Raw genomic sequence first — 13,319 nt, forward strand, 5'->3', positions numbered from 1 at the left:
CTCCTATACAAATGACATGCTTGCTATGCGAAGTTTACGAACCATTGTATCCACTATCCTATCTACGTCTTGTTCAATTTCAGCATTTTTCCCTGAATAATTTACCGTTATGTTAAACGTATGATTACTCTTTTGCATCCCAAATTCACTACGATCAACTGATTGATTTGAGTTCATATTTGTAACATTAGATTGGTACGGAATATATGAGCTGGGAACTCTAATATTTTCAATTCTTTTTATATCCCAATTGAAATCAAAGAGATCAAGTGTCTTTTTCATTGCTGTATAACTCAGCTCTTTAGCTTCTTGTAAGAGTGATGAACCGATTGTTTTTGTACTATTCAAAATTGTGGAACCTAATGTTTTTGCTCTATCCATGACAGAACGTCCAAACGACGTCATCTTATCTAATTGATGTACTGCTGTATTTTTTATAGAATTGAAGCTTTCTTTCACCTTGTCCATATCCATTGTAGCTAGTTTGCCGCCAGCCCAAGAACCGAGGGCACCTCCAACTGTTGCTCCGATTGCAGTACCAACAACTGGGATAACTGAACCTATCGCCCCACCAAGAGAAGCTCCAATAACACCACCTGCTGTTTCACCGATGGCTCTCTTCTTATTATCTGCACTAGCAATGTCGGCAGCACTTATCAGAGTACCAATTATCGGTATACGTTTTGACGCTCCCTTAGCCATGGATTTAGCTCCTTTAACTAAATGGGAAGCATGATTTACAGCCACCTTGGCTACTTTATTGGACGACTTAGTTAGCGAATTAGATGTCACTGGTTTAGAGGCTTTTTTCATTTTTTTGGATGAATCCTTTACATCTTGCTTTTTTCTCTCTTTATCCAAGTTGGCTGTTATTCCAAGGATTGAAGACGACATTCCGCCACAACAACATGCAGCTTCGTTACTGCCTCCGCCTAATAATAAATCTCCAGCTATACTTCCTATCAAAGCAGAAGCGCCTCTACCTTTTCTCTTCTTCTTCTGACTGATTTTTTTATTTATAGGTTCTTTGACCTGTTGCCTCATCTTTTTTTTGTTTTTTGTAGTTACTGATTGAGAAGCCTTTTTCATTTTGTTAGATGAGTCTTTGGCATTCTGCTTTTTCTTATTAATGGTTGTAGATGGTTCCGAAGCTGAGTCTGCATGATTCTTCCAAGTTTTTGATAATTGTTGGGGAAGTTTTCTTGCTTGATCCCATGTTCCTTTCGCTGTTTTCGCAAATTTTTGAACACTGTCAAAAGAGGTTTTTAACGTTTTAGCAAATGATGATGCTTGATTCCAAGTTTCCTTTACAATGGAACCAAATGCAGAAGCCTCTTGCCAGGTTGCGATGATCTTATCTCCTACATTTGATGAGCTAGACCAGATCCCTTGAACTCTGTTTCCGAATTGACCTGCTTCTTTCCATGTTGACATCATTGTCTTGCCTATATTATTGGCCTTTTGAAACGTCCCTTGAAGTGCTTTGCTTACTTCTAACCCTTCTTTCCATGTGTTCTTTGCAGTTTTCCCAAATTCTCCAACCTTTGAAAGCATTGATTTCGTTTTTTGTACAGTTTGAAGTGAGTTGTTGACAAAGGTGAGCGTTTTCAGAAACATTGGTGTCAATTTCTCTTCTAGCTTGTCAAATACCGCCGCTGCATTGTTAGAAGAATCACCTTCGGGCTTGCTCCACATTCCTATAAAAGAACCCGAATTTTCTTTAAATTGACCCCATATCCCCTTTCCTTTATCCGCATATGTTTCTACTTTCTTCAAAGAATCCTCAAAAGTGTCTACAAAACGGTTTGTTTGATCCCATGTAGAATAATTCACATCGTCCATTGAAGGAGCTTCACTCCATGTCTTTATTCCCTTATCTTCTATACTCCGTGAATTGGACCAAATATCTTTTACTTGCTGACCAAAACTCTCTGCCTCCTGCCATGACTTTATCATGCTGGTTCCAAGGTTTTGGGCATCTTTAAGCGATTTTTGCATGGTACTTCCAAAATTCACAGTATCTTGCCAAGTGTTTTGTGCCAAATCATCCATACTTTGAATATCATTAATGGTAGTTGTTACTTTTTCAGCATTCGTATTTAATGCTTGAGACTGCACTTTCAAACGACCCACAACTTCAGTAGACCTATTTATCCATTGATTTGTTTGTGCAAACATGTTTATTACTTTTTTATACACTTGGTCTACTGGTTGTACTAATTTTTCATAGTAATTAGTTGATAGATTCAATTCTTCTGTACTTGCCAAATCTTACCCTCCTTTCCTTAAACGCATCAACCGTTTCTGTTCTTTCTCTTCTTCTTCTAACTGCAAAAGCATGGAAGCAAACATAAATTTTTGTGCTCCTATGGGTTTAGCATAAAGTTCATCAGGCGGCAGTCCATGACGCTGGAAAATGATATGAAATAAATACGGAGCACCACCTGATTTAATTAGTTTTTTATTTCATCTAAGCTTTCATCCTCATCGGTAAAACCAGATAATGCTAGTATTTCGTTCGATAGTTTTGAAATTTCTCCCGCTAACAGTCTTTTCTGAATTACATCTATCGGTGTTGGACCAAAAGCTTCTAATAACTGACTATCTGTCCAATTTGGGATCAAACAAGCTTTTTCAATAACTAATGCACCAAACTTTTCATCATCAACTTGCTTCTCCCCACCTTTGACTGGGTAACTCGCTTGCTCACGTATTTTATTGATTGTTTTTCCATCTAATGCTTGGATATGAAAATGGAGATTAAAGCGTTTCATAAATATCTCTTTCTCAGGTCTTAAATCAGCATCTAATAAAATACGTAACACATCGTCTTCGTTCTTTTTACTCTTCATCCATGTTTCATCCTTTCGGTTATATACTTTTATTGCTAGCTATAATAGATTTAATAGATTAATACATTGAGAAGTTATACTTTCCTATACAAAGAAAAAGACGAGTCCAGGGAAAACTCGCCTTTTGTTTGATCAAATACATTATGTTTCACTAACCGTATCTAACAGTTCGTATCCTGTGAATGTGAATGGAAGTTCTTCTTCCACAATTGCGCCCACTTCATAGTTAATCAATGGAATATTGTCAAACTGCACACCTTTCAGACGTACACGATATGCTCCGAAAGATTCTGGATCTTTTAATGCTAAAATGAGTTCAGTTATAAACACACCGTTGCGATCATCAGCAATTTTCCCAATGTTTTCAATTAACTCTGTTGTTATTTTGTACCCAGTCATGCTACCACTGCCACTTAATCCTGTAACCTTGTGGGCAACCCAACGTGTCCCTGCACGTTGAATTTCTTCCTTGTTCAATTCTACTGTTGCTTCAGCATTTTTTATATTAGTTAACCATTCACCATCATGCCATACTTCTCCAAAAGTTCCATTAATCGTACGAGTTGCATTTAATGCCATTTATACTCACCTTCACTTTCTTCTTCGTTATTTTAAATATTGATATTTAGGAAAATACGTTCCATTGAATCCAGTTCTCTATAACTAATGCGTAAGAATACTGAATCTCCAACAGAAGCACGATCTGGGTCTAGCTCTACGAATATATCCGTTAATACATTCGCATTTTCTAATGTTTCTAAATACGCCTTAATTGCTGATATAAGTGCTTTCTGACCATCTTCATTGTTGTCTAATTTACCAATGTATGAGTCTGCCGCTGTCTTTGCAATATCTGTTGCTACTGCTTGTCTAGCACCGATAGCTCTAATCTTAATTCCTGATGAAGTAATTCCCTGTTCAATTTTCACTTTGTCCCCATCGTGAACAAGCACGAGTCCACCATTATCTAGCGCTGTTTTTACATCTGAATTTTTATAACGAACATTCACATCATCCACGAATACTTGTGAATAAGTAATAGATTTATTTATTGCTGTGCCTGCAATGTGACCCGCAATATATGGTGCAAATTGAGCAGATGTGAATTCTTTTTCTTCTTTGCTAACTCCGTTAATAAGGTGGATAATATAGTCATCTCCGTACTGTCTAGTTACAGGAGCATCAGAATCATCGTTGCGTCCTAATACTGCCAAGAAGTGTTTTCCATCTCCTCTATTGTTTTCCACCCATGTTTGAATATTTGTTTGTTGTGTTGCATCAGCCTCGCCATCAAATACAAATACATTAAAAGGGTAAGTATCTAGAACATCACGCATCGTAGCATAATCTGCTTCTTGCGGTGACTCTGGCATTGTGTAAACGAGTACCTCTTTTGCACCACCTTGCAGAGCTAACTGAATAGACTGCACACCTTCTGTATCGAATAATTGGATTGCTTCACTTTCTTTTTCTATAGAATAGACCTTTCCTGCTTCTGCTGATCCGCTATAACTTAATAAAGGGATCGCAACCGTTCCACGACTCCCCCCTTGAATTTGTGCCACGGCTGATTCTACAAAATTTAAATATAATCCTGGTTGATTTGGTAAAGAAATTGGATTCCATGTTCCACCTGACATCTTACATTCCTCCTTCATTTAATTGTCTATACGTAGTGTGGATGTTTCTCATCTTCTCAACAGTTTCTTCTGGTAATGATATCGTCTCTGATACAGTGAGTAATCCACTGCATGATACATAATCTCCTACACGTGAAGGACCAGTGAATGTAAAAGAGTCCACATGTATAAACTTCTGTTCTTCCAAACTAGCAGCATTTGAAAGATATCTTTTTTCGTATAATACATTGCTTAGTCGATCTATTTGTTCTAGAACTTTCTTGGCTGATGAATCAACATACTCTAGTTCAAATTGACATTGCTTTACATACTGATAAGGGGTTTGAACCTTTCTTGAATCCTCTTTGTGACGAATAATCAATGTCTCTGGGGGTACTTCTTCAGCAAATTTATGCTTCTCCACCTTTCTAGTAAGAGAGAATGTCAGTAAAAAATTCTCAATGGTTTCAAAATATTCAGTTATAACCACATCTTCATCCCCTATGGGCAACAATCTTACCCTAACTCTTTATGCCTAGTTATACTATCTAAGATCATTTTCTTGCTCCTATTCCTGTTTGTTTCCAATGGTATTTTTTTCGGTTACTTCATCCTCATGCATCCACCTCCATTGATTCAAATTCAACAAAAAAAGACCCTATCATATACTTTGCATTCATCATTTCACGAAGCAGTATTACTTGAAGTACTTGTTTTAAGTAAAATTGCTTCTACTGAAATCTATGAAGCTAAATATAGTCTTTGGAACCTAAATTCTTGTAAATCATGAATCTTAGATGTAATTACTTTGGCATAAAGAGAGAGTTTGAAACGAGGAAAAATATACCCCTATTATTAATAATATTTTAGAGATGGCGAACAAAAAAATCCATTTTGAAATAAGCTTATTCAAAATGGATTCTAAATTTGAGATCGACTATTTAATTTTTATATTTGAAGACGTTAAATAGAAAAAGTTTAAAATAAATAAATTTCTTTTATGATAGAAAACCCGTACTTAGCCATTCATTAAATTCTTCTTTTGATTTACTTATACTTTCTCCATCCAAAATTATAGATATAGATTCTTTTTGATAATTAAAGAATATATAGTATTCTTTATCATTCTGTGTGCCATGAAAGAGCATCATATTATAATCATCGCTCTCAAAAGTCCATTCTGTATTTTCAAATGTATGATTTAACAAATCATACATACTCTCATCATTCGGACCTTTAAACTTTGACATTTGCTCCGTCATTATTTCATCAAAATTCTCTAGATCTTCCCTTAATATAGGATTCTCTTGTGATTCCGTTACATCTTCTGTTTCAGATAATGTAACCTCACTATCATTTATTGCAAATTGACTTAACCAATCATTAAATTCTTCTTTTGATTTACTTATGCTTTCTCCATCTAATATTATAGATATAGATTCTTTTTGATAATTAAAGAATATATAGTATTCTTTATCATTCTGTGTGCCATGAAAGAGCATCATGTTATAATCATCACTTTCAAAAGTCCACTCTGTATTTTCAAATGTATGATTTAACAAATTATACATACTCTCATCATTCAGACCTTTAAACTTTGACATTTGCTCCGTCATTATTTCATCAAAATTCTCTAGATCCTTCCTTAATATAGGATTCTCTTCTGTTTTCCCTGCTTCTTCTGTTTCAGATAACGTAACTCCACTATCATTCATTGCAAGATTACTAACAGCAACCCCACCAATTAACGCTATCGCTATTCCACTTGCAATTACCACTTTTTTCATGATGTATAACCTCCTGTTGATGTATAGCTTGTTTTGGTGATAATTATTCTATTATATTGTTTTTAAAAAGAAGAACTAGATTTATGCAACTCAAATGGGTTTGACATGATTTGTTCATTTAAATATTCGATAGCCACTTTATTAAATTCCCTATAATTATCTATATTGCATACATGCCCGCTATTGTCAATAATATGAACGGTTCTATTCGTATCATTGCTTGTATCTTTTAAGGTAGAATTAATAAACATATGATCCTCACTACCCATGATATACAGCTTAGGAATTTGAATCGTAGTATCCATAGACGGATAAATTTTGTTCGTTTGCTTACATAACTTAAACCACTTTAAAAATTCGCTTTTTCCTAACATTGACGCTTGTTTAACAAATACATTTCTTGAATTCCGATGGTTTTTCTTTGGCATCAATATGTAAGCTGCCAATTTGTATAACCACATATAAGGCACCATGTTTTTACAAGCATTACCTAATTCAAATAATACTCTACCAAATTTAGTAACTCTCGTTATTGCACCTCCGAGTACCATAGAAGAAATTCTATCAGAGGCTATGTTGTTTAAAACATACATTACAAGGGTACCAAACGATAGCCCGACAAAGTGAGCCTTCTTTATATTTAATGTATTTAATACTTCTATTACCTCTTTTGCTATATCTTTAAAATGGTATGCAGACAGTTCTGGTTTAACATCAGTAGAACCTCCATGCCCTCTAAAATCAATGAGAACTAAATTGAATTCCTTTCGAAACGCTGCGATTTGTTTATACCATGTGGCAGATCCGCCACCGATGCCATGTAGAAAAACAATCCAATCTTTTGAAAATTTATGTTTATGCACAGTATGATGAAGCATGGTTCCTCCTAGTTGTAATCGACTTAGTCTAGTATATATTACATAGATTTAAAGAGGAATTCAAATGGTATTATTTTTTCAATGAATTACCAGCATGCGAAATCGGCGCCCCCTTGAAGTAAAGGGAGTCTTACAGCATGAGAACGTGAAGATTTTTTTACAAATTAAAGTACAAAAAAAAGACTCAATTCTCGCTTAAACGAGCAATTGAGTCCTTTTTCTATTGATCATCTTTATTAAGTTCTTCACGAATTTTATTTAATTCCTCAACTTGCCGAGGATTAGAATCAAAATATTCTACAAGTGCTTCAATACAAGTGATCGAATCCCAGCTTAAATGATGTTCGATCCCTTCAACATCATTATATATATTTTCCACTTGAACTCCGATAGTGCTTAGAAACTTTTCTAACAAATGATGACGAGCCACCAAACGTTTTCCCATTTTTTTACCTTTAGGGGTTAATACTAATCCTCTATATTTCTCATAGATAAGGTATTGATCTTTATCTAATTTCTGTATCATTTTTGTTACTGATGATGGGTGAACCTCTAGACCCTCTGCAATGTCTGATACTCTAGCATAACCCTTTTCATCTATTAATATGTAAATTCGTTCGAGATAATCCTCCATGCTGGGTGTGGCCAAATCGATTCCCCCTTACTCATTTCCTCTTAGTATCATACACGCTTTATGTTTGACAAGCAAGTCAATCAAATTTTAATAGTGACCATATTTTGAGTGCTTAAAATTGCAGCCAGCTAGGGGTAATACTGTTCAACCAGATTGTAATTTTAGCCATTTGACCTGTGAATAATAAAATTCCAACGAATATCATCATTACTCCACCTATTTTCATAACAACACTTGAATACTTTAATATCCATTTTGTTGATCCTATAAAAAATGCCATGATGAAGAATGGAATCGCAAATCCAAGTGTATAAGCAGTAATCAAATCAAACCAAATTCCAGGTTCAGTAGCTGCTAATGCTACTATAGAGCCTAAGATAGGACCTACACATGGTGACCAACCCGCAGCAAAACCAATTCCAATTAAAAATGTACCAAAATATCCTGCAGGTTTGGATGCCCATTTAAACTTGATCTCTCTCATTAAAAGCTGAGGTTTAAAAATCCCCATTAAAAATAATCCCATTAGAATAATAAGCAATCCTGCAATCTGAGTAAGGAGTTCATCATAGCCAATAAACAACTCAGCTAGTAAACCAGCAGATAACCCTAATGTATAATAAACTGCTGAAAAGCCCAATATAAAAAATAAAGTGTGCAGCATGGTTTTCAACCGAACTTCTTTACTCTGCCCCGTTTTTAAATTACTTACCGATACCCCTGTAATGTAAGAAATATAAGAAGGGTATAACGGTAAGCAGCACGGAGATATAAAGGAAGCCAATCCTGCCCAAAATGCAACCCAGATGTTAAGCTCCATATTGATCTCCTTCAAATAAAAGTTTTTGATCTCCTTTTATTGTAGAGCTTTCTCCAAGCTTGTCAAATTACTTTCCATAATTGTAAAATAATCGTCACCATTTTTCGCTTGATCTTCAGTTAATCCTTCTAATGGATTTAGAACAAGCGTTTCAATGTTTAATTCCTTTGCTAATGATTCTGCAAGTTTAGGAGAAACTAATTCTTCAAATAAAATATATTGAATATTATTTTCCTCAATAAAAATGGAGATGTTTTTATAATCTTGAATGGTAGGTTCAGCATCTGGCGACAATCCCATAATAGAATGTTGAGTTAACTCATATTCATTTGCTAAATATCCATACGCCTGATGAGAAACAACAAAATCATTCCTAGAAGTGTTCTCCAAAACTTCTTTGTACTTTAAATGAAGCTCATCTAATTGATTAGAAAGTTCTATAAAACGTTCCTCATAATCATCTTTATGCGTAGGATCTATGTTTATTAATCCTTGTTTAATATTTTCCGCCAATATCTTTGCTTGAACAGGACTTAACCAAATATGAGGGTCATAAACACCATGTTCTTCTTCATGATCATCTTCATCCTCATGACCTTCCTCAAGCTCTGAGCCTAATTTTTCTGTTCCTAAACTAGCTTCAACCAACCCAACGCTTGTATCTCCATCCAAGGTAGAGAAAAAGTTCTCAATCCAGCTCTCAAAACCAAGCCCATTATAAATAAAAAGGTCTGCTTCTGTAATTTGGATCATATCTCTTGTTTTTGGTGACCAATCATGAGGTTCAACACCCGTTGGAACCAAGTTTTGAACATTTACATATTCCCCTCCTATTTTTTCAGCAAAATCATATAATGGATAGAAGGTCGTCACAATATCAATTTTATCATCTGCTTCTACTATAGTTTCTGAAGTTTGTTCAGAAACACATCCCACCAATATAATTGAAAATATAAAAAGAATCATAAATACGATATTAAATTTTTTAAGCATTTCAATCTCCCCCAGTAAACTCAATTACTAAATCGTAATAATTACTATTTACACTCAGAATTATACATGGAGATATTTTTAGATGTCAATATCTTTTTTATATAACAACTATTTTTTAAGATTTTGTTCTCATTTTATACAAATGTGTACCAAAAAACCCAATACTTGATATAAAGCCTAATAAAGCAGCAATATAATAAAGCGTTTCTCCATTGAATTGATTATACAACCAGCCCCCAAGCATTCCACTGCTCATACCAGCTAGCCCTGCCCAAATTACTGTAAATACGGCTAAACCTGTTGAACGATATTCGTCCGGAATCAACCCTGATAAATACCGAATGGCTGTTATTAAAAATATGCCAAATGAAATACTATGAAGAGCCTGCACTCCAATAATTAGATATGGATTGTCCAAAGCTGCAGTTAGAACATATCTTAATGTATAAGCTAATCCTGCTACTGCAAGCAAAGGCAGCTCTTTATAACGATGGCCATATTTGCTCAACAATAATAAAACTGGAATTTCACTTAATGCTGCAACCATTGGTGATAATCCTAGCCATTTTTCTTCAGTTCCCAGTTCTTTCAAATATAGAGATATAAAATGATCATTTGTACGATGGGAGATTGAAATAACAAAAATCAACAAAAGAAACCACAATAATTCTTTAGATCTAAGTAAATTAAATATCCCTGAAAATTCCATCTTTTTAACAGACCCTTGACGGTCTCTCAATCCGAATGTAAGGAAAAAAGCAGCTGCTGTGGTGATGAATAATAAAAATATAGTTTTATCCATCCCTACTCTATTTAAAATAAACCCCATGACAAGTGCTGAGAAAGAAAATCCTAAAGATCCCCATACCCTGACTCCTGCGTAACTAGATTTCGTGTTTTTTATAGTCAACAGTGTAAGACTATCAGACAAAGAAATAACAGGGTTTTGGAAGAAAAAGAAAAACAAAATAACTATTAATGTAATCGAAAATTGATCTACCTGCCACAACCATAAAAGCATTATCATTTGTCCAAATAAAAGAATAATGAGCACTTTTTTTACGGTTTGAAATCTATCACTGATCACTCCCCATAAAATATTCGACACAATTCCTGCTATTGGACCTATTCCTAATAATGTTCCAATTTGAACCTTAGAATATCCCACGGCCTCAAAATATAAAGGAAGATAAGTAACAATGATTCCCATACTCATATAAAATATAAAAAGAAACAACTTTAATATGTGAATATCCTTTAAATTATTCATAATCACCCTTCTAAAATTTCAAATTATAAAAGCTCCCTTTTATACTAAAGGGAGATAAAAAAGATCGAATTAAAATACATATCATTATAACACGAAAAGATCATTTTATAACTAGGAAAAAATACGAAATAAAACTCGAATTCGGTCCATTGTTAGTGGCCCAAATCCGAGTTTCAAACTTGTTTATATCAAATGTCCAATTATTTGACCAATGCACCGTTCGGCATGTTTTCAGCTACTGTAGCTAATGTTAATTGATCCCCTTCTGATGCTGCTAAGATCATGCCTTGAGAAAGTTCGCCTCTAAGTTTAACCGGTTTTAAATTTGTTACGCAAATCACTTTTTTCCCTACTAATTCATCTGGTGTATAGTGTTTAGCAATTCCTGATACAACTTGACGTTGTTCGTATCCTAAATCGAGCTGAAGTTTTAATAACTTATCTGCTTTTTTCACAGGCTCACATGCTGTAACTTGGGCTACTCTAAGTTCAACCTTCGCAAAGTCATCAATGGAAATTTCTTGTGCTTCTCCGTTCTTTTCTTGCATTTGAACCTTTTCCTTTTTAGTTTCTTTAGCAGGTTCCACGGTCTTTTTACCGCCCCCCATAGAACTAGCGATATACTCCACTTCTTTTTCAACTTCTAGTCTAGGGAAGATAGGATCATTCTTTTGAACCATTGTATCTTTAGGAATTTGCCCAAATGTATAAATACTATCCCAATTTATTAATTCACCTTTCTGTATTCCCAACTGCTTTAAAATCATTTGTGGAGATTGTGTCATAAATGGCTGTAATAAAATCGCACTGATTCTCAGTGATTCTGCTAAATGAACCATTACGGAAGCAAGTTCTTTTCTTTTTGATTCATCTTTAACAAGCATCCATGGTTGGGTTAAATCTATATATTTATTTGTGAAACTGATCATTTTCCAAATTGACGCTAAAGCTACTGAAAACTCCATCTTTTCCATCGTTTGCTCAACTTCTTCTACCGATTCCTTTATCGTATTTTGCAGCTGTTCGTCAAACTGAGTAACATGACCTTGATACGCAGGGATTGTTCCTTTGAAGTATTTGTCGATCATCACAATTGTACGATTTAAAAGGTTTCCTAGATCATTTGCTAAGTCAAAATTAATACGATCCACAAAATTCTCAGGTGTAAAGGTTCCATCTGATCCAAATGGTACTTCTCTTAATAAATAATAACGGAGCGCATCTAATCCATAACGATCAATCAGTGTAACTGGATCAACCACATTTCCTTTAGATTTTGACATTTTACCGTCTTTCATCAATAACCAACCGTGTGCAAATACTTTTTTCGGTAACGGTAAATCCAATGCCATCAACATAATCGGCCAATAAATAGTATGGAAACGAACGATCTCTTTTCCAACCAGATGAACATCTGCCGGCCAGAATTTGTCATATTTTTCTTGGTTTTCTGTTCCATAACCTAATGCAGTAATATAATTACTCAATGCATCAATCCATACATACACAACGTGTTTTGGATTATTTGGCACTTTAACTCCCCAGTCAAAGGTAGTACGTGAGACAGCTAAGTCTTCAAGTCCTGGTTTTATAAAGTTGTTGATCATTTCGTTTTTTCGTGATTCAGGTTGTATAAAATCTGGATTTTCTTCATAGTACTCCAGTAATCGATCAGCATATTTACTCATTCTAAAAAAGTAGCTTTCTTCCTTGATTTTTTCTACAGGACGACCACAATCTGGGCACTTCCCATCTACTAACTGACGTTCTAAGAAGAAAGATTCACAAGGGGTACAATACCAACCTTCATACTGATCAAGATAAATATCATCTTGTTCTACAAATTTTGCAAAGATTTTTTGCACTATGATTTTATGACGATCTTCCGTTGTACGAATAAAATCATCATTGGAAATATCAAGTTTTTTCCAAAGTTCTTTAATTCCAGCTATAATCTCATCTGTAAATTGTATCGGTGTAACCCCTTTTTCCTGTGCTTTTTTCTCAATTTTTTGTCCATGTTCGTCCGTACCCGTTAAATACATGACATCATATCCACGTAAACGTTTATAACGAGCCATTGCATCCCCTGCAACCGTTGTATAGGCGTGCCCTATATGTAATTTTGCACTTGGATAATAAATTGGTGTTGTAATGTAAAAGCTTTTTCTTTGTTCACTCATTTGATTTCCTCCTTAAAATTTCTTTGAAAAATAAGGGAAATTAGGTCTTATTTCATACATTCCTCTCCATATTCAAAAAATTAGGGAACTTTTTGGACTTATTTAAGCTTTTCTTTACAAAATTCATTATAAACTGTAAATTAAGACCCTTTTTTTCCTCTATTTTGTTTGAAATCAAGAAGAATCACAAAATAAGGCTATTATTTTCCTCTATTTCATTTGTTTGATATATGGGGAAAGCATTCATGATCGTTTTATGAAGATAAAGTAACCATTGATACGA

The 13,319-nt window shown here is 34.5% G+C and carries 12 protein-coding genes; all 12 read right to left on the reverse strand.

Features of this window, described 5'->3' with window-relative positions; genetic code table 11:
• Positions 1-3: 3 nt before the first annotated feature.
• A complete protein-coding gene (locus Q5Y73_RS16450) occupies positions 4-2,268 on the reverse strand; it encodes a hypothetical protein (RefSeq protein ID WP_305993011.1) in 2,265 nt (754 codons plus the stop codon).
• Between the two features lie 185 nt (positions 2,269-2,453).
• Positions 2,454-2,852, reverse strand: coding sequence for a phage tail assembly chaperone (locus Q5Y73_RS16455; RefSeq protein ID WP_305993012.1), 399 nt, complete (start codon positions 2,850-2,852; stop codon positions 2,454-2,456).
• Positions 2,853-2,993: 141 nt separating this feature from the next.
• Entirely contained in the window at positions 2,994-3,431 is a 438-nt protein-coding gene (locus tag Q5Y73_RS16460) for a phage tail tube protein (RefSeq protein WP_305993013.1), read from the reverse strand.
• A 32-nt stretch (positions 3,432-3,463) separates the two neighbouring features.
• Positions 3,464-4,492, reverse strand: coding sequence for a phage tail sheath subtilisin-like domain-containing protein (locus tag Q5Y73_RS16465; RefSeq protein ID WP_305993014.1), 1,029 nt, complete (start codon positions 4,490-4,492; stop codon positions 3,464-3,466).
• Between the two features lies 1 nt (position 4,493).
• Entirely contained in the window at positions 4,494-4,961 is a 468-nt protein-coding gene (locus Q5Y73_RS16470) for a hypothetical protein (protein WP_305993015.1), read from the reverse strand.
• Positions 4,962-5,469: 508 nt separating this feature from the next.
• A complete protein-coding gene (locus Q5Y73_RS16475; protein WP_305993016.1) occupies positions 5,470-6,258 on the reverse strand; it encodes a hypothetical protein in 789 nt (262 codons plus the stop codon).
• A gap of 62 nt (positions 6,259-6,320) precedes the next feature.
• Positions 6,321-7,136 (reverse strand): alpha/beta fold hydrolase, encoded by an 816-nt coding sequence (locus Q5Y73_RS16480; RefSeq protein ID WP_305993017.1) that lies wholly within the window; start codon positions 7,134-7,136, stop codon positions 6,321-6,323.
• A 220-nt stretch (positions 7,137-7,356) separates the two neighbouring features.
• Positions 7,357-7,785 (reverse strand): transcriptional regulator MntR, encoded by a 429-nt coding sequence (mntR, locus tag Q5Y73_RS16485; RefSeq protein WP_305993018.1) that lies wholly within the window; start codon positions 7,783-7,785, stop codon positions 7,357-7,359.
• 97 nt (positions 7,786-7,882) lie between these two features.
• On the reverse strand, positions 7,883-8,590 hold the full coding sequence (locus Q5Y73_RS16490; RefSeq protein WP_305993019.1) for a cytochrome c biogenesis CcdA family protein: 708 nt from the start codon (positions 8,588-8,590) through the stop codon (positions 7,883-7,885).
• 36 nt (positions 8,591-8,626) lie between these two features.
• Positions 8,627-9,583: a metal ABC transporter solute-binding protein, Zn/Mn family gene (locus Q5Y73_RS16495; protein ID WP_305993020.1), complete on the reverse strand. Its 957-nt coding sequence runs from the start codon at positions 9,581-9,583 to the stop codon at positions 8,627-8,629.
• A gap of 115 nt (positions 9,584-9,698) precedes the next feature.
• The gene (locus Q5Y73_RS16500) at positions 9,699-10,853 is read right to left on the reverse strand and encodes an MFS transporter (RefSeq protein ID WP_305993021.1); all 1,155 of its coding nucleotides are present in this window, start codon (positions 10,851-10,853) and stop codon (positions 9,699-9,701) included.
• A 200-nt stretch (positions 10,854-11,053) separates the two neighbouring features.
• Complete coding sequence (metG, locus tag Q5Y73_RS16505) at positions 11,054-13,036, reverse strand: methionine--tRNA ligase (protein ID WP_305993022.1); 1,983 nt, start codon at positions 13,034-13,036, stop codon at positions 11,054-11,056.
• Positions 13,037-13,319: the final 283 nt, after the last annotated feature.

The organism is Chengkuizengella axinellae (assembly GCF_030730905.1).
GTDB classification, from domain to species: Bacteria; Bacillota; Bacilli; order Paenibacillales; family KCTC-33759; genus Chengkuizengella; species Chengkuizengella axinellae.